Origin of the sequence: Streptomyces sp. NPDC046931, from assembly GCF_040644655.1 — a bacterium.
Taxonomy (GTDB): Bacteria; Actinomycetota; Actinomycetes; order Streptomycetales; family Streptomycetaceae; genus Streptomyces.
Genome location: NZ_JBEYWX010000002.1, coordinates 235,716 through 252,631, shown reverse-complemented (window position 1 = coordinate 252,631; position 16,916 = coordinate 235,716). Strand labels below are relative to the sequence as shown.

Below are 16,916 nucleotides of genomic sequence, written 5' to 3'. Positions count from 1 at the left end.
GAGGCCTCGGCCACCGGGGGCTTCTCGTGCCGGGGGGTGCGCGGGAGTCCCCGGCACCGTCCGGAAGGGGGAGCGACGCACGACCATGGGTGAGGTCTTCGCCGGACGGTACGAACTGGTCGATCCCATCGGGCGCGGGGGAGTCGGTGCGGTCTGGCGCGCCTGGGACCACCGGCGGCGCCGCTATGTGGCCGCCAAGGTCCTCCAGCAGAGCGACGCCCATGCGCTGCTGCGGTTCGTGCGCGAGCAGGCGCTGCGCATCGACCACCCCCATGTGCTCGCGCCCGCCAGCTGGGCCGCGGACGACGACAAGGTCCTGTTCACCATGGACCTGGTCGCCGGGGGCTCGCTGGTCCACCTCGTCGGGGACTACGGCCCGCTGCCTCCCGCGTTCGTCTGCACCCTGCTCGACCAGCTGCTGTCCGGGCTCGCGGCCGTGCACGCGGAGGGGGTCGTGCACCGGGACGTCAAGCCCGCCAACGTGCTCCTCGAGGCCACCGGAGCCGCCCGGCCCCGGCTGCGGCTGTCGGACTTCGGCGTCGCCATGCGGCTGGGGGAGCCGCGGCTGACGGAGACCGACTACGTGGTGGGTACGCCGGGTTATCTCGCGCCCGAGCAACTGCTGGGCGCGGAGCCCGACTTCGTGGCCGACCTGTTCGCCGTGGGCCTGGTCGCGCTGTATCTGCTCCAGGGCGCCAAGCCGGACGCCAAGGCACTGGTCGAGCATTTCGCCGCCCACGGCACACCCGGTGCGCCGCACGGCATCCCCGGGCCCCTGTGGGAGGTCGTGGCGACGCTGCTGCAACCGGACCCGGCCGCCCGCTTCCGCACCGCCACGGGGGCGCGCAAGGCCCTCGCGTCGGCCAGGGAGCTGCTGCCCGAGCCGGGACCCGACGAGGAACAGGTCGAGATCTTCGACCAGATCGGGCCGCTCCCGCCGGGATTCGGCCCCGAGGGGCCGCTGGGTACGGCGTCCGGGGTGAGGCCGGAGACCGCTCCGGACCCGCGGCACCCGCCGGACGCCGAGGCCGGCACCTGGGGAGCCGCGGCCGGCACACCGGGCTCCCGGGCCGGTGGCGCGCCCGGCGACTCCGCCGGGACCGACGACGGACCGGTGCGGTTGACCAGCGGTGCGATACCTCCGCGACCGACCACCGCACCGACGGCGTCCCACACACCCGCCCCCACACCTCCGGCACCGTCTGCGGCACCGTCTGCGGCACCTCCTACGCCCTCCCCCACCCCTTTCGCCCCTTCAGGCGCTTTCTCCCCCTCCGGCACCCGCACCCCCGCGCCCCCTCCCCTCGGCACCGGCGTCCCCGCCGTCGCGCCCGGGTCGCCGCCTCCCCCCGCCGTACGGCCGCGGTCCGCGCCCTACGGGCCACCGCCCAGGCCGGCCGCCGATCCGACGCCGCCCTCGCGGCCGTCCACGATGTCGGACACCGGAAGCTTCCACCTGCCGCCTCCGGTGATCCGCCCGGCGCCCGGTGCGGGTCCGGGAACGCCCGAGCAGCCGCCCACGCCGCCCGCCACCCTCGTGGCTCCGGCCCCCGCGAACACGGCGCCCGCCCCGCACCACGAGCCCACGTATGTGCCCGTCTCCGGCCCGCTCACGGCTCCGGCGGTGGCCGCCAGGCAGGCCGCCTGTGCGAACGTCGTGTCGCCGCACGCGCCGACCCGGCCGCAGCGGACCGGGCGGCACGGCAGGAGAGCGGCCGCCCGGCGCGCTGGACCACCGGCGAAGGTCGCCGTACCGGTCCTGCTTCTCGCGCTCGTCTGCTTCGTGGTGGGCTTCTGGGCGCTGACGCGGCTCTGAGCGGCGCTCAGGCGGTCACCCCGCCCACCGGCGCCGGGACCGCCGCCGGGCGGCCAGGGTCCACACCCCGAGCCACAGGACCAGCGCGCTCCCGGTGCCGATCCCGCCCACGGCGACCATCCTCATCGTGCGGGTGCCCCCCGCCGCCCCGCCGCCGACGCGGGTCGCGGCGTGGGGCGAGGACCCGCCGGAGTGCTTTCCTCCACCCGCAGCGGTCTCCGCCCCGGCCGCCGCTTCCTCCCGGTCCGTGGCCGTGACCTCGAACAGGTCACGCGGTACGGACCGCCCGGCGTACACCGGCCCGGGCACCGGGGTCCCGCCGACCCGCACGCGCAGGGTCAGTCCGAACGGGCCGTCGCCGAACCGCTCCGCGACGGGGGCGCCGAGGTGCACGGCGAGGTAGTACCAGCCCGCGAACCGCATCCCGCCGGCACGCTGGCCGACGGCACGGCGGTTGGCGTAGTCCACGGGCGGCAGCGGCTCCAGCGACGCCGAGGTCTGCGCCCCGCTGTAACCGGCGTCGGCGTCGTCGACGTAGCCGCGGACGGGGTTGTAGAGCGACATGGCCAGCGCGGTGCCGACATAGCCGTCGCCGCCCGCGAAGCTGCCCATCTCGACAGTGGCCGAAAGCTGCTGTCCCCAGTCGACGGGAACCTTGTAGAAGAGTGTCTGCCCGGGCTTGATCCCGTCCTGCCAGACGCCTTGCCCCACGGCGCTCGCCGTGGCGAAGCCCGCCCCGCCCGCGCGGTGCGCGGCCTGCCCCAGGACGGGCTCCGGGGATCCGGAGTTCCAGGTCCGGGGCGGGGTCGTGGCCCCGGCCCGGCGCGGGGCGGGTTCCGAGACGTAGTCCAGCTCGAGGTCCCAGTCGACAGGCAGGGCGGCGGTCAGGTCGCGCCGTTCGACGACCGCGTAGTACGCGCCCGCCCCCTTGCATCCGTACGTGCCGGGGCCGGTCTCGCGCGAGGCCCAGGCGGCGATCGGGTGCGGGCTCTGGGTGGGACCGAAGTGCGAGGTTCCCGAGGAGCAAGTGGTGCCGTCGGCGTCCTGGACGGACACCTTAAGGCCGTCGGAGGAGGAGACCCGTGCCCCGGCCCGGGGCACGGCCGTTGCGGAGACGTAGGCGTTGGCGGACGCGTCGAGGTCCAGCCGGTAGTAGCGCTTGGCGCCCGGGGGCAGGGCGCTCCGGTAGACGTGCCCGGCGTCCAGGCGTACGGCGTCCGTGGTGCCCCTCGCGCCATCGACCGTCCTGGCGTCGCGGGCGAACGCGTATGCGTCCGGACTGCCGTCGTCGGCCGCGTAGGGCGGGGCGGCCCGCGCGGGGAGCGCTGCGGCCGCGCCGAGCGCCACCGCCGCGCACAGGGCGACGGCCGCGTGCGCCGGTGTACGACCGCGCCGCGGGAACCCGCGTCCTGCTTCCGTACGCCGCTTCCTCACGCTCCACCCCCGCCTTGCTCCGCAGACCCGGACCGCCGCCCATCCTGCCCCGCACGCCATGGCGGTACCTTGCTCTTTACGTACGAGCGGCCGAAACGCTTCCCCGTGGAGCCCGGGAAGCAGTGGAGCTTGGGAAACAGTGGAGCCCCGGGAAACACAAGACCCCGACCGCGTCGGCGGTCGGGGCCTGCTCTGATCTCTGTCGTCCTGAGAACTCACGAACCCGTGGGCACGGAGTCGGTCGCCTCCGTCCACAGATCCTGCTCGGCGCGATCCGCCTGGATCTGGCGGTACACGAGGAGCCCGCCGATGGCGGCCAGTGCGACCAGGAGAAGCTTCTTCACCGCGCGACCTCGTCTTTCCTTGACGTAGGGGACTTCTGGCGCCCGACTATACACACCGATCGATATCGTTCGGTGACCTGAGCCGGTGCTCAACTCCGGGCGGGCGCACCGCAGTACGGCTCGACACCGCCGGTGCGTCTCCGTGTGAGCGAGGCTCACCGAGCGTGACGTTCGACGCTCTCCCCCACCCTTTCGGCTTTTCCGGGGCCCGTACGTCCATCCGAGTGGTGTTCATCCGAAGATCGACGCGCCATGGGCGTTGGTCCCCCACTTCGGAGCCCTCATACACATCATGAGGAAAGTACGCAAATCGCCCGACCCGAAAGTGAGGGGTCATGGCCCGCACCCAGGTCATGAAACTGTGGACCGCCGTCGTCAGCGCCTTCCTCGCGCTGTTCACCGCGCTGGGACTCATCACCACGACCACCGCCGCCGCGGAGGTACCCCAGCCCCAGCCGGCCCGCAACAGCACGGCTCAGGTGACACCGTCGCGACCGGACCACGGACGCTGGCCCCGGAACCGGTCCTTGCCCCCCACGATGAAACAGCGCATCCGCGCCGAAGCCCACGGTTCCTCCCCGGCCTCCCGCAACCGCCTGCCGGCCTCCGCACCGACACTCCGCCTCGCCCGCTGCGCCCTCAGAGCCCCCAGCCGGCCCGCCGAACCTCCCGAAGCGACCGTGCGGCTGCAGCGCTGAACCGACCCCGCCCCGGACGAGATTGCGTACACAACCTCATGGCGAGCTGCCCGGCACCTGCTCCCAGGTGCCGGGCCGTCGGCGTGCGAGCTCCCGCTCCGCCAGTCGGGTCGATCATGGGAGGTGGAGGACATCGGTCGACCGTCCGGAGTCCTCGGTCGATCGTTCACGGAATTCCGGAGCCGGCGGGAAGCATGCCATGGCAGAAGATCACGAGTTGGCGGACGTCCAGCGAGCGCACTGGCAGAACACCTACACCGTCGATCCGGCCATGTACGGTGACCGGCCGTCCGCCCCCGCTGTGCATGCCGCCGAAGTCTGCCGGGCGGCCGGCGCCGGAGACGTCCTGGAGCTCGGCGCCGGGCACGGCCGTGAGTACTTCGCGCGCGAAGGCTTCACCGTCCGGGCCACCGGCTTCTCCGCCACAGGCCTCGGGCAGCTCCGCGCCGCCGCCCGCTCCCAAGGGGTGGCCGAGCGGGTCACGACCGCGGTGCACGACGTGCGCGAACCGCTGCCGCTTCCGGACGCGTCCGTGGATGCGGTGTTCGCGCACATGCTGCTGTGCATGGCCTTGTCCACCAAGGAGATCCACTTCGCGGTCGGCGACCTGCCCCGCCGTCTGTGGCGCGTCACCCAGACCCTGCGCCGGCACTGAGAAGATCCTTCGCGGCTGCCGTCCGAAGGGAGACGGCTCCCACCTCGCCGTCTCGGAGAATGCTCAGTCGAGACAGAACTCGTTGCCCTCGATGTCCTGCATCACGATGCACGACTCGTTGTCGTCATCGGCAAGCAGCACTCGCACGCGTACCGCGCCGAGCGCGACCAGCCGTGCGCACTCGGCCTCGAGCGTGGCGAGGCGCTCCTCACCCACGAGTCCGGTGCCGACCCGCACGTCGAGATGCAGCCGATTCTTGACGACCTTGCCTTCGGGAACGCGCTGGAAGTACAGCCGCGGGCCCACGCCTGAGGGATCACTGCAGGCGAACGCTGAACCCTGCCGCTCAGGCGGCAGCGAGCGATCGAATTCGTCCCACGTGGCAAACCCCTCCGGTGGCGGCGGTACGACGTACCCCAGCACCTCGCACCAAAAGCGGGCGACGCGTTCAGGTTCTGCGCAGTCGAAGGTGACTTGGAACTTCTTGATCGATGACATCGGCGCACCATAGCAGGGGGACTTTGTTGCTCAATTCCCGGTGTGGATCCGCACGTTGGCAAGCAGCGCCGAGGTCGAGGCGGCTGCTGAAACGGGGGCCTGGGCCGGAAAAGGTCATCCGCGGGCTTCAGGGCCAGTGGAGACTGTGAGGCAGTTCTCCCCGAGGTGATCAGGAGCCCAGTGAACATGGAATTCGCCGAAGCCGTGGAGACAGTCCTGCGGGACCTCCGGGCACAGTGCGCGGTGCAGCCAGACATACGTTCGGATGGCACGACCGGGATCACGCTCTGGGCCCCGGACGGTTCAGGTCTGGGCCTGACACCACATCCGGACGGCACCGCCGCAGAGTTGCTCGTGCACCTGGCAGATCAGGTCCAGGACTGGGCGGTGGAGGCACTGTGGTCTGAAGGTGCGTCGGCGGTCTGGCCACAGTGCCCGACACACCCGGACACGCATCCGCTGACGGCGGCTGTCCGCATGGACGCGGCGGTGTGGGTGTGCCCGAAGAGCGGAACGACGGGGGCGCGGATCGGGGAACTGAAGACCCACTAGCGCGAGCGGGGCTGCGGCCGGCGGCAATCAGCGCCGGCCGTGCAGCGGCTGTGTCCCCGGTTGCCGTACGTGGCAGTCGTCCCGCCCATTCCACAGCCTGTGGAGGCCGACGGGCCTCAGCCGTGGCGCACCTGCTTTTGGATCAAATCGTCTCTGAGGCTTCCTGACGCAACCCCCGGCCGTTGGTGTCTACCGGTGGTGTCAAAAACCCCCGGCCCTAGTGGACCGGGGGTCTTCTCGCTGGTGGGGCTAACAGGATTTGAACCTGTGGCCTCATCCTTATCAGGGATGCGCTCTAACCAACTGAGCTATAGCCCCGCCGCGCTCTGCGGTGTGTCCCGCGCGCTGACCCCTGAAGATTAGCGCACGACGTGGGAAGTCCCAAAATCGGTTACCCGGGGAGCGGGCACCGCGCCGCCGGAGCCCGCTCCCGGGCCCCGCTCACTCGTCCTCCGCCAGCGTCAGCTCGACGCCGCCCACCAAGCCCGCGGAGAGGTTGTAGATGAACGCACCGAGCGTCGCGAGGGCGGTCGCCAGGATCACGTCGATGACCGCGATGATCGTCGTGAAGATGAGCACGTTCGGCAGGGACAGGAAGGACTGCAGGTCGAAGCCGTTCGACTCGTTCGAGCCGGTGGCCTCCGAGATCGTGCCGCCGACCGTGGAGAAGACACCCATGGCGTCCATGACCATCCACAGCACCGCGGCCGCCACGATCGTGCAGATGCCGAGCGCGATGGAGAGCAGGAAGCTGACCTTCATCACCGACCACGGGTCCGCCTTCGCCACTCTGAGCCGCGCCTTACGGGTGCGCGGAGTGGTGCGTGCGCCGGTCCGGGGGCGGCGCACGGCGCCCGTCCCCGGCTCCGCCGGATAGGCCTGGGGGGGGTGGTAGGGCCCCGCGGACTGCTGCGGCCTGCGCTCTCCCGGCAGGGGGGAGGCCGCGGCCGGCTGCGCCTCCGGCTCGGGATGCGTGGCTCCCGGAGCGGCCGGGCCCGCTCCAGCCGCGTACTGCTGGGTCTGCGGGCCTCGGGTGTCCGTCACAGTTCCCCCCTGGGATCCATGAGACTCATGGGAGTCCGTCGAGTTCGTGGCGGAGCCACGGCCGCCGCCGCCCGTGTCCGTGCCGGTCGATCCGGCGCCCGTGGCTCCGCTCACGCTGACTCACTCCTCGTGCTACTCGTCCGAGGGCGCCTCACCCTCGTCCGTGCCGGTGGCCGCGGCGGCCTCGGCGGTCTCGTCCACGACCACGTCGCCGTCGACTTCCTCCGCCTCGCGCCCGGCTTCGGCGTTACGTGCGATACCGACCACGGCATCGCGCTTGCCCAGGTTGATCAGTTGGACGCCCATGGTGTCACGGCCCGTCTCCCTGACCTCGTTGACTCGCGTACGAATCACACCGCCCGACAGCGTGATGGCGAGGATCTCGTCGGTCTCCTCGACCACCAGCGCGCCGACGAGCGAACCACGGTCCTCGACGATCTTGGCGGCCTTGATACCGAGGCCGCCGCGACCCTGGACGCGGTACTCGTCGACCGCGGTCCGCTTCGCGTACCCGCCGTCGGTGGCAGTGAACACGAACGTACCGGGTCGAACAACATTCATCGAGAGAAGCTCGTCTCCCTCTCGGAAACTCATGCCCTTGACACCCGAGGTGGCACGGCCCATCGGGCGCAGGGATTCGTCGGTCGCGGTGAACCTGATCGACTGCGCCTTCTTACTGATCAGAAGCAGATCGTCATCGGACGAAACCAGCTCGGCCCCGATCAGTTCGTCATCGGAACCGTCCTCCCTCTCACGGAGATTGATCGCGATGACACCGCCCGAGCGCGGCGAATCGTAATCCTTCAGAGGCGTCTTCTTGACCAGACCGCCCTTGGTGGCGAGGACCAGGTACGGCGCGGCCTCGTAGTCGCGGATCGCCAGGATCTCGGCGATCGACTCGTCCGGCTGGAAGGCGAGCAGGTTCGCGACGTGCTGGCCGCGCGCATCCCGGCCGGCGTCGGGCAGCTCGTAGGCCTTCGCGCGGTAGACGCGGCCCTTGTTGGTGAAGAACAGCAGCCAGTGGTGCGTGGTGGACACGAAGAAGTGGTCGACGATGTCGTCTTCCTTGAGCTTCGCGCCGCGCACGCCCTTGCCGCCGCGCTTCTGGGCGCGGTAGTCGTCGGCCTTGGTGCGCTTGATGTAGCCGCCGCGGGTGACCGTGACGACGATGTCCTCCTCGGCGATCAGGTCCTCGATGGACATGTCGCCGTCGAAGGGCACCAGCTGGCTGCGGCGGTCTTCGCCGTACTTCTCGACGATCGCGGCGAGCTCCTCGCTGATGATGCCGCGCTGGCGGACGGGCGAGGCGAGGATCTCGTTGTACTCCTGGATCTTCGCCTGGAGCTCGTCGTGCTCCTGGACGATCTTCCGACGCTCCAGGGCCGCGAGGCGGCGCAGCTGCATCTCGAGGATGGCGTTGGCCTGGATGTCGTCGATCTCCAGCAGGCTCATCAGGCCTTCACGCGCGATCTCGACGGTGTCGCTGCGCCGGATCAGCGCGATGACCTCGTCGATGGCGTCCAGTGCCTTCAGCAGACCGCGCAGGATGTGCGCGCGCTCCTCGGCCTTGCGCAGCCTGAAGCGCGTACGGCGGACGACGACCTCGATCTGGTGCGTCACCCAGTGGCGGATGAACGCGTCCAGGGACAGGGTGCGCGGCACGCCGTCGACGAGCGCCAGCATGTTGGCGCCGAAGTTCGTCTGGAGGTCGGTGTGCTTGTAGAGGTTGTTCAGGACGACCTTGGCGACCGCGTCCCTCTTGAGCACGATGACCAGGCGCTGGCCGGTACGGGAGGAGGTCTCGTCGCGGACGTCCGCGATGCCGCCGATCCTGCCGTCCTTCACCAGGTCGGCGATCTTCTGTGCCAGGTTGTCGGGGTTGACCTGGTACGGCAGCTCGGTGACCACCAGGCACTGGCGGTTCTGGATCTCCTCGACCTCGACGACCGCGCGCATGGTGATCGAGCCCCGGCCGGTGCGGTAGGCCTCCTCGATGCCCTTGCGGCCCACCACCAGGGCGCCCGTCGGGAAGTCTGGGCCCTTGATCCGCTCGATCAGGGCGTCGAGCAGCTCCTCGTGCGAGGCCTCCGGGTTCTCCAGGTACCACTGGGCGCCGGCCGCGACCTCGCGCAGGTTGTGCGGCGGGATGTTGGTCGCCATGCCGACCGCGATACCGGCGGAGCCGTTGATCAGCAGGTTCGGGAAGCGGGACGGCAGGACGGTCGGCTCCTGGGAGCGGCCGTCGTAGTTGTCCGTGAAGTCGACGGTCTCCTCGTCGATGTCGCGGACCATCTCCATGGACAGCGGCGCCAGCTTGCACTCGGTGTAGCGCATCGCCGCGGCCGGGTCGTTGCCCGGGGAGCCGAAGTTGCCGTTGGAGTCCACCAGCGGCATCCGCATCGACCACGGCTGCGCGAGGCGCACCAGGGCGTCGTAGATCGAGGAGTCGCCGTGGGGGTGGTAGTTGCCCATGACGTCACCGACGACACGGGCGCACTTGTAGAAGCCGCGCTCGGGGCGGTAGCCGCCGTCGTACATGGCGTACAGGACGCGGCGGTGGACGGGCTTGAGACCGTCGCGGACGTCGGGCAGCGCACGGGACACGATGACGGACATCGCGTAGTCCAGGTACGAGCGCTGCATCTCCGTCTCGAGCCCGACGGGCTCGACTCGCATCGCGACTTCGCCGCCCTCTTCGGGGGTGACGGGAGTGTTCTCGTCGGCCATTACTGGTGAAGATCCTTCCTGGCGGTCAGCTGAGACCGACTCAGATGTCGAGGAAGCGGACGTCCTTGGCGTTGCGCTGGATGAACGCGCGGCGGGCCTCGACGTCCTCGCCCATCAGGACCGAGAACAGGTCGTCGGCCTGTGCGGCGTCGTCGAGGGTGACCTGGCCGAGGACGCGGTGCTCCTGGTCCATCGTGGTGACGCGCAGCTCCTCGGCGTTCATCTCGCCGAGACCCTTGAAGCGCTGGATCGAGTCCTCGCGGATGCGCTTGCCGCGCTGCCGGCCCAGCTCGATCAGGGCGTCGCGCTCGCGGTCGGAGTAGGCGTACTCGGTGTCGTCCCGGCCCCACTTGATCTTGTACAGCGGGGGACGGGAGAGGTACACGTGCCCGGCCTCGACCAGCGGCCGCATGAAGCGGAACAGGAAGGTCAGCAGCAGGGTGCTGATGTGCTGGCCGTCGACGTCGGCGTCCGCCATCAGGATGATCTTGTGATAACGGAGCCGCTGAATGTCGAAGTCCTCGTGCACGCCCGTGCCGAAGGCGGAGATCAGCGCCTGGATCTCCTGGTTCTGCAGGATCTTGTCGATCCTGGCCTTCTCGACGTTGAGGATCTTGCCGCGGATCGGGAGGATCGCCTGGTACTGCGGGTTGCGGCCGGACTTGGCCGAGCCGCCGGCGGAGTCGCCCTCGACGATGAAGATCTCGCAGTTGGCCGGGTCGTTCGACTGGCAGTCGGAGAGCTTGCCCGGCAGGGAGGCCGACTCCAGCAGGCCCTTGCGGCGGGTCAGGTCGCGGGCCTTGCGGGCCGCCACGCGCGCGGTGGCCGCCTGGATGCCCTTGCGGATGATGTCCGCCGCCTCGTTCGGGTTGCGGTCCAGCCAGTCGTTGAGGTGCTCGTAGACCGCCTTCTGCACGAAGGTCTTCGCCTCCGTGTTGCCCAGCTTGGTCTTGGTCTGGCCCTCGAACTGCGGCTCGCTCAGCTTGACGGAGATGATCGCCGTCAGACCCTCGCGGATGTCGTCACCGGTGAGGTTGTCGTCCCTGTCGCGCAGCAGCTTCTTGTCGCGCGCGTACTTGTTGATCAGCGAGGTCAGCGCGGCGCGGAAGCCCTCTTCGTGCGTACCGCCCTCGTGGGTGTGGATGATGTTGGCGAACGAGTACACGCCCTCGCTGTAGCCGCTGTTCCACTGCATCGCGACCTCGAGGGACAGGCTCTTGTCCCTGTCCTCGGCCTCGAGGTCGATGACGGTGGGGTGCACCACGTCTCCCTTGCGGGAGTTGAGGTACTTCACGAAGTCGACGATGCCGCCCTCGTAGTGGTACGTGACGGTCTTGACCTCGTCCTTCTCGTCGGCGCCCGCCTCGTCCGCCCCGGCGGTGGCCTTCGCCGACTCGCGCTCGTCCGTGAGCTTGATCGTCAAACCCTTGTTGAGGAACGCCATCTCCTGGAAGCGCCGCGACAGCGTCTCGAAGGAGTACTCGGTGGTCTCGAAGATGTCCGGGTCGGCCCAGAAGGTGACCGAGGTACCGGTCTCCTCCGTCGCCTCGTGCCGGGCGAGCGGGGCCGTCGGGACACCCAGCTTGTACTCCTGCGTCCAGCGGTAGCCGTCGGTCTTGACCTCGACCGAGACCTTGGACGACAGGGCGTTCACGACGGAGACGCCGACGCCGTGCAGACCGCCGGAGACCGCGTAGCCGCCGCCGCCGAACTTACCGCCCGCGTGCAGCACGGTCAGTACGACCTCGACGGCCGGCTTCCCCTCGGAGGGCACGATGCCCACCGGGATGCCCCGGCCGTTGTCGACGACGCGCACGCCGCCGTCGGCCAGGATCGTCACGTCGATGGTGTCCGCGTGACCGGCCAGCGCCTCGTCGACGGAGTTGTCGACCACCTCGTACACGAGGTGGTGAAGTCCGCGCTCACCGGTCGAGCCGATGTACATGCCGGGTCGCTTGCGGACCGCGTCCAGACCCTCGAGGACGGTGATGGCACTGGCGTCGTACGACGCGGTGACCTCGCCGTTCGAACTGGTCGCCGCGCCGGCGTCGGTGGACGGGATGTTCTCGTTGGGGTTGCCGGAATCGGCCACGAAGCGCCCTTTCTGGCACAGCACAAACCAAGCTCGTCGGCGGTTGCCGGAGCGGCTGCGGCGTGTTGCGTTGGTAAGCCTTGATCAGCGTTGCTCAGCGTTACCCGGACGGTCCCCACGATCGGGGCGGGATTGTCCCCCAGTCTACCGGTAGCGCCGACAGTGATGGGGGTTTGCCGGTACCTGCGTCCGCATGTGCCGCCCTCAACCGGTCTCGTCCGACTCCCCATATACGGAACGGGGCTCCAAGAGGCTCTAAGAGGCACTCAGCGCTTCCGGCTGTCAACCCTTGGCTACGTCGGAGTCCGGTGGATGTTCGCGATCGCGCGCGGGCACGACGAACGGGCCGCCGACGCCTGCGTCCGACGACCCGAAGTGATGTCGGTCACCCGTAGGTGTCGCCGGGGCCCGTGCTCCCGGGGGCACGCAGGGGCCCGAAGCGGTGGGCGGGACCGCCGGGGCCCTGAACCTTGATCAACCGGACCGTGCCGTGTCCGAGGTCCTCGTTGAGGCGTGCGACCAGCTGCGGAGCCAGCAGCCGCAGCTGCGTCGCCCATGCCGTGGAGTCGCACGCCACCGTCAGGACGCGTTCGTCCTCGTCGTACCGCTGCGGAACGCAGTGCTTGGCCAGGTCCTCGCCGACGATCTGCGGCCAGCGGCCCATCACGCCGCCCACCGCGGCGGGGGTCTCCCAGCCGCGCTCGGTGATCAGTCTGTTGATCGCCGCCCCGAGCGCCATGGGGTCGCGGCGGTCGGCGCGCGCCCCGGAGCGCAGGCCGCCACGTCGTGCCTGCTTCTTCTGCTGTGCCGCGTCACCCCGCGCGCGTGCCTGTTCCTTGGCCGCCCGGAGCGCCACGCGCGCGAGGTCCACACCCGACAGCTCGGGAGTCTTCTTCGGTGCGGGTTCGTCGGTGCTCATGCGCGCTCCACGATGCCGTCGGACACGGAGTACCGCGTCCCCGTCAGTACGTGCGGTACGTCGTCGTCGACCGCGGCGGTCACCAGCACCTGCTCGCCGGGCGCCACCAGCTCGGCGAGGCGCTCGCGGCGGCGGGTGTCCAGCTCGGCGAAGACGTCGTCGAGGACGAGCACCGGCTCGTTGCCCTCCGCGCGGAGGAGGTCGTATGAGGCCAGACGCAGCGCCAGCGCGTAGGACCAGGACTCACCGTGCGATGCGTACCCCTTGGCGGGCAGCTGACCGAGTTTGAGGAGCAGATCGTCGCGGTGCGGTCCCACCAGGGTGACGCCGCGCTCGATCTCCTGCTTCCGGGCCTCGGCGAGCGCGGACATCAGCTGTTCGTAGAGGGCCTCGCGGGTGTGGGCCTCACCGGGCGCGGACGGCTTGTACTCCAGGGCGAGCGGGCCGCCGCCGGGTGCCAGCTGCTCGTACGCCTTGTCGGCGAGCGGCTGGATCGCGGCGATCAGGTCGAGGCGCTGGGCGAGCAGCTCGGCACCCGCGCGGGCGAGGTGCTGGTCCCATACGTCGAGGGTGGACAGGTCCACAGAGCGCCCGCCGTGGCGGCGGGCCAGCGCGGCCGTCTTGAGCAGGGTGTTGCGCTGCTTGAGGACCCGGTCGTAGTCGGAGCGGACGCCCGCCATACGGGGGGAGCGTGCGGTGATCAGCTCGTCGAGGAAGCGGCGCCGCTCGCCGGGGTCGCCCTTGACCAGTGCGAGGTCCTCGGGTGCGAACAGCACACTGCGCACGATGCCGAGCACGTCGCGGGGCCTGACCTGCGAGGATCTGTTGATGCGGGCGCGGTTGGCCTTTCCGGGGTTCAGCTCCAGTTCGACCAGCTGCTGCCGCTCGCCCTGTCGGACCTGCGCACGGATGATCGCGCGTTCGGCGCCCATGCGGACGAGGGGCGCGTCGGAGGAGACGCGGTGGCTGGCGAGGGTGGCGAGGTAGCCGACCGCCTCCACGAGGTTCGTCTTGCCCTGGCCGTTGGGGCCGACGAAGGCGGTGACGCCCGGGTCGAGCGGGACTTCGACCCGGGCGTACGAGCGGAAGTCGGCCAGCGACAGATGCGTGACGTGCATGGTCGTTCGCCGACCTCCCCCAGGGGTTGTGGACCGCCGGGCGGCCCTGTGGACTACTTCTTCTCGACCGCGTGGCCGCCGAACTGGTTCCGCAGCGCCGCGATCATCTTCATCTGAGGCGAGTCGTCCTGCCGCGAGCTGAACCGCGCGAACAGCGACGCCGTGATCGCCGGCAGCGGCACCGCGTTGTCGATGGCGGCCTCCACGGTCCAGCGGCCCTCGCCGGAGTCGGCCGCCCAGCCGCGCAGCTTGTCCAGGTGCTCGTCGGCGTCCAGGGCGTTGACCGCGAGGTCCAGCAGCCAGGAGCGGATGACCGTGCCCTCCTGCCAGGAGCGGAAGACCTCGCGGACGTTGTCCACCGAGTCGACCTTCTCCAGCAGCTCCCAGCCCTCGGCGTAGGCCTGCATCATCGCGTACTCGATGCCGTTGTGGACCATCTTCGCGAAGTGGCCCGCGCCGACCCTGCCCGCGTGCACCGAGCCGAACGCGCCCTCGGGCTTGAGGGCGTCGAAGATCGGCTGCACTTTGGCGACGTTCTCGGCGTCGCCGCCGTACATCAGCGCGTAGCCGTTCTCGAGCCCCCAGACACCGCCGGAGACGCCGCAGTCGACGAAGCCGATGCCCTTGGCCGCGAGTTCCCCGGCGTGCCTCTCGTCGTCCGTCCAGCGGGAGTTGCCGCCGTCCACGACGACGTCGCCGGGCTCCAGCAGCTGCGCCAGCTCGTCGATCGTGGACTGGGTCGGGGCGCCGGCCGGGACCATCACCCACACCACGCGCGGGCCCTGAAGCTTGCCCACAAGCTCTTCGAGGCTGTGGACATCGGCGAGGTCCGGGTTGCGGTCGTATCCGATGACGGTGTGACCTGCGCGGCGGATCCGCTCGCGCATGTTGCCGCCCATCTTGCCGAGGCCGACGAGACCGAGCTCCATCAGTTGTTCCTTAGGTTGCGATGGCATGAGGGCACTTTCGTACCTGTGTCCGAGCCTAAACCCGGCCCTTCATGCACACCTGTGGGCCTACGCGCTCATGCGTAACCCCTGCCACCTGCGGCTTCGTCCGCCGAGCCCGGTAATCCACCGGGCTCTGGGCACCCTGTGGACAGCCGTCAGCCGCTGAGCCGCACCGGCATGATCAGGTACTTGTACGCCTGGTCCGCCTCGGCGTCCACCGCCGGCTTACCGCCGAGCAGCGCGGGCTTCGTCGACGTCGTGAAGGACAGCTGGGCCACCGGGGAGTCGATGGCGCTCAGACCGTCCAGCAGGAAGGTCGGGTTGAAGGCGATCGAGATGTCGTCGCCCTCCAGCTGGGCGTCGACCCTTTCCACAGCCTGTGCGTCGTCGCTGGAGCCGGCCTCCAGGATCAGCACACCCTGCTCGAAGCTCAGCCGCACCGGGGTGTTGCGCTCGGCGACCAGGGCGACGCGCTTGACGGCCTCCACGAAGGGGGCGGTCTCGATGGTGGCGACGGAATTGAACTCCGTCGGGAACAGCGTGCGGTACTTCGGGAGGTCGCCCTCCAGCAGGCGGGTGGTGGTGCGCCGGCCGGCGCCCTCGAAGCCGATCAGGCCCTCGCCCGAGCCCGAGCCGGACAGCGCCAGGATCACGGAGTCGCCGCTGGTCAGCGCCTTGGCGGTGTCCAGGAGCGTCTTGGCGGGCACCAGGGCCACCGCGGACGCGTCCGGGTTCTCCGGCTTCCACAGGAACTCACGGACCGCGAAGCGGTAGCGGTCGGTGGAGGCCAGCGTGACCGTGTCGCCCTCGATCTCGATGCGCACACCGGTGAGCACGGGCAGCGTGTCGTCGCGGCCCGCGGCGATGGCCACCTGCTGCACGGCGGAGGCGAAGACCTCGCCCGGGACCGTGCCCGTGGCGTTCGGCATCTGGGGCAGCGCCGGGTACTCCTCCACAGGGAGGGTGTGCAGGGTGAACCGGGAGGAGCCGCAGACCACCGTCGCCCGTACACCGTCTGTGGAAATCTCCACCGGGCGGTTGGGCAGGGCGCGGGAGATGTCGGCGAGGAGCCGGCCGGAGACGAGGACCGTGCCCTCCTCCTCGACCTCGGCCTCCACCGACACGCGTGCGGAGACCTCGTAGTCGAAGCTGGACAGGCTCAGCTGTCCGTCCTCGGCCTTCAGCAGCAGGCCGGCGAGGACAGGCGCCGGCGGACGGGCCGGAAGGCTGCGCGCCGCCCAGGCCACTGCCTCCGCGAGTACGTCGCGTTCCACCCGGATCTTCACCGTAAGCCGCCTCCTGCTGTTGCCGGCGTTCTCGCCCTGCCTGGCCTTCGTCGTGACTCGGTGCCGAGAGCCCCTGTGACGGGAAGGACACCGGGGACCAGTCTGACGCACGCCGCTGACAGTCGGTGCCCCTCGGGGTCAAGTCGTGACGAGGGGCGCCCGGGAGCCGGAGAGCGAGTTGTGCACAGGACCCGCTTCCAGACGAATTCCCCGCTCTATCTGAGTAGGGGTAGTAGTAGGGCCTGTGGATACCGTGGATAACCACGTTTGCCCAGCTCAGCGCCGAGATTTTGTCCACCGGCCCTGTGGGCGGCGGCAGTGGACAACCGGGGGTCTCTGTGGAGAACGGAAAGTTCTGCACATCCCGTGCACAGCCGAGGGGCACTTCTCCCCAGCGCCGTCCCCAGATTTACCCGTCTTTCCCACAGCCCAACCCAGCACCTCGATGTGACGCCTTTCACTCCGTCCGGTGAGAGACCGCGTCACGTTGCCGAACAGTGGACAGCGGTGTGGAGAAGTGGGGAAACACTGGGGACAACCGGCCGCAGCCTGTGGGTCGTCGGTGGACAACTCCATGCACAGTCTGTGGATCTTCATGTCGTCCACAGTCTGTGGAAATCGTTCGTCCACCAATCCACAAGTGGCTGAGCTGGCCGGATCATCATCCGGGGGTCCAGCCTGTGGATGCGATCTGGACAACTCCGCAGTCCCCAGCATGTGGACGGAAGAAAGTCGCCGGATCTGTGGAGAGTGGCCGTAACGCGGCGAGTATTCGAACAGCAG

The 16,916-nt window shown here is 69.9% G+C and carries 14 protein-coding genes and 1 tRNA gene; 4 read left to right on the top strand and 11 right to left on the bottom strand.

The features are described from left to right. Nucleotides 1-85: 85 nt before the first annotated feature. A complete protein-coding gene (locus ABZ876_RS05195; RefSeq protein WP_361774486.1) occupies nucleotides 86-1,816 on the top strand; it encodes a protein kinase in 1,731 nt (576 codons plus the stop codon). 15 nt (nucleotides 1,817-1,831) lie between these two features. On the opposite strand, the gene ABZ876_RS05190 is transcribed toward ABZ876_RS05195, so the two are convergent. Both ABZ876_RS05190 and ABZ876_RS05185 read right to left on the bottom strand, forming a co-directional pair. Further along, complete coding sequence (locus tag ABZ876_RS05190) at nucleotides 1,832-3,250, bottom strand: hypothetical protein (RefSeq protein WP_361774483.1); 1,419 nt, start codon at nucleotides 3,248-3,250, stop codon at nucleotides 1,832-1,834. 215 nt (nucleotides 3,251-3,465) lie between these two features. After that, the gene (locus ABZ876_RS05185; protein WP_003999697.1) at nucleotides 3,466-3,594 is read right to left on the bottom strand and encodes a DLW-39 family protein; all 129 of its coding nucleotides are present in this window, start codon (nucleotides 3,592-3,594) and stop codon (nucleotides 3,466-3,468) included. A 335-nt stretch (nucleotides 3,595-3,929) separates the two neighbouring features. On the opposite strand from ABZ876_RS05185, the gene ABZ876_RS05180 reads away from it, so the two are divergent. Together ABZ876_RS05180 and ABZ876_RS05175 are read left to right on the top strand one after the other, a co-directional pair. Continuing rightward, on the top strand, nucleotides 3,930-4,292 hold the full coding sequence (locus tag ABZ876_RS05180; RefSeq protein WP_361774480.1) for a DUF6344 domain-containing protein: 363 nt from the start codon (nucleotides 3,930-3,932) through the stop codon (nucleotides 4,290-4,292). Nucleotides 4,293-4,491: 199 nt separating this feature from the next. Beyond that, on the top strand, nucleotides 4,492-4,947 hold the full coding sequence (locus ABZ876_RS05175) for a class I SAM-dependent methyltransferase (protein WP_361774477.1): 456 nt from the start codon (nucleotides 4,492-4,494) through the stop codon (nucleotides 4,945-4,947). A 63-nt stretch (nucleotides 4,948-5,010) separates the two neighbouring features. On the opposite strand, the gene ABZ876_RS05170 is transcribed toward ABZ876_RS05175, so the two are convergent. After that, nucleotides 5,011-5,445 (bottom strand): VOC family protein, encoded by a 435-nt coding sequence (locus tag ABZ876_RS05170; RefSeq protein WP_361774474.1) that lies wholly within the window; start codon nucleotides 5,443-5,445, stop codon nucleotides 5,011-5,013. Nucleotides 5,446-5,631: 186 nt separating this feature from the next. Here ABZ876_RS05170 and ABZ876_RS05165 point away from each other — a divergent pair, with 186 nt between their 5' ends. Next, nucleotides 5,632-5,997 carry a hypothetical protein gene (locus tag ABZ876_RS05165; protein WP_361774472.1) on the top strand — a complete coding sequence of 122 codons (366 nt, stop codon included), beginning with the start codon at nucleotides 5,632-5,634 and terminating at the stop codon, nucleotides 5,995-5,997. A 241-nt stretch (nucleotides 5,998-6,238) separates the two neighbouring features. Here ABZ876_RS05165 and ABZ876_RS05160 read toward each other — a convergent pair. From ABZ876_RS05160 to dnaN, 8 genes are all read right to left on the bottom strand, one after another. Further along, nucleotides 6,239-6,315, bottom strand: a tRNA-Ile gene (locus ABZ876_RS05160). Nucleotides 6,316-6,438: 123 nt separating this feature from the next. Beyond that, nucleotides 6,439-7,155: a DUF3566 domain-containing protein gene (locus tag ABZ876_RS05155; protein WP_361774469.1), complete on the bottom strand. Its 717-nt coding sequence runs from the start codon at nucleotides 7,153-7,155 to the stop codon at nucleotides 6,439-6,441. Between the two features lie 18 nt (nucleotides 7,156-7,173). Beyond that, on the bottom strand, nucleotides 7,174-9,768 hold the full coding sequence (gyrA, locus tag ABZ876_RS05150) for a DNA gyrase subunit A (RefSeq protein ID WP_361774466.1): 2,595 nt from the start codon (nucleotides 9,766-9,768) through the stop codon (nucleotides 7,174-7,176). A 40-nt stretch (nucleotides 9,769-9,808) separates the two neighbouring features. Next, a complete protein-coding gene (gene gyrB, locus ABZ876_RS05145; RefSeq protein ID WP_361774463.1) occupies nucleotides 9,809-11,884 on the bottom strand; it encodes a DNA topoisomerase (ATP-hydrolyzing) subunit B in 2,076 nt (691 codons plus the stop codon). A 361-nt stretch (nucleotides 11,885-12,245) separates the two neighbouring features. Continuing rightward, nucleotides 12,246-12,779: a DciA family protein gene (locus ABZ876_RS05140; protein WP_361774460.1), complete on the bottom strand. Its 534-nt coding sequence runs from the start codon at nucleotides 12,777-12,779 to the stop codon at nucleotides 12,246-12,248. Further along, nucleotides 12,776-13,897, bottom strand: a complete 1,122-nt coding sequence (gene recF / locus ABZ876_RS05135; protein WP_361774457.1) for a DNA replication/repair protein RecF — start codon at nucleotides 13,895-13,897, stop codon at nucleotides 12,776-12,778. Before recF ends, ABZ876_RS05140 begins: the two co-directional genes overlap by 4 nt. A gap of 53 nt (nucleotides 13,898-13,950) precedes the next feature. After that, nucleotides 13,951-14,826 carry a phosphogluconate dehydrogenase (NAD(+)-dependent, decarboxylating) gene (gnd, locus tag ABZ876_RS05130; RefSeq protein WP_361774454.1) on the bottom strand — a complete coding sequence of 292 codons (876 nt, stop codon included), beginning with the start codon at nucleotides 14,824-14,826 and terminating at the stop codon, nucleotides 13,951-13,953. A gap of 176 nt (nucleotides 14,827-15,002) precedes the next feature. Next, nucleotides 15,003-16,133: a DNA polymerase III subunit beta gene (gene dnaN / locus ABZ876_RS05125; RefSeq protein ID WP_361774451.1), complete on the bottom strand. Its 1,131-nt coding sequence runs from the start codon at nucleotides 16,131-16,133 to the stop codon at nucleotides 15,003-15,005. Between the last annotated feature and the right edge of the window lie 783 nt (nucleotides 16,134-16,916).

Excerpts from the sequence above, each read along its gene's own strand:
- ABZ876_RS05175 (WP_361774477.1), top strand. The coding sequence starts at position 4,492 with ATGGCAGAAGATCACGAGTTGGCGGACGTCCAGCGAGCGCACTGGCAG.
- ABZ876_RS05180 (WP_361774480.1), top strand. The coding sequence starts at position 3,930 with ATGGCCCGCACCCAGGTCATGAAACTGTGGACCGCCGTCGTCAGCGCC.
- ABZ876_RS05170 (WP_361774474.1), bottom strand. The coding sequence starts at position 5,445 with ATGTCATCGATCAAGAAGTTCCAAGTCACCTTCGACTGCGCAGAACCT.
- ABZ876_RS05195 (WP_361774486.1), top strand. The coding sequence starts at position 86 with ATGGGTGAGGTCTTCGCCGGACGGTACGAACTGGTCGATCCCATCGGG.
- ABZ876_RS05165 (WP_361774472.1), top strand. The coding sequence starts at position 5,632 with ATGGAATTCGCCGAAGCCGTGGAGACAGTCCTGCGGGACCTCCGGGCA.
- gnd (WP_361774454.1), bottom strand. The coding sequence starts at position 14,826 with ATGGAGCTCGGTCTCGTCGGCCTCGGCAAGATGGGCGGCAACATGCGC.
- gyrA (WP_361774466.1), bottom strand. The coding sequence starts at position 9,768 with ATGGCCGACGAGAACACTCCCGTCACCCCCGAAGAGGGCGGCGAAGTC.
- ABZ876_RS05140 (WP_361774460.1), bottom strand. The coding sequence starts at position 12,779 with ATGAGCACCGACGAACCCGCACCGAAGAAGACTCCCGAGCTGTCGGGT.
- recF (WP_361774457.1), bottom strand. The coding sequence starts at position 13,897 with ATGCACGTCACGCATCTGTCGCTGGCCGACTTCCGCTCGTACGCCCGG.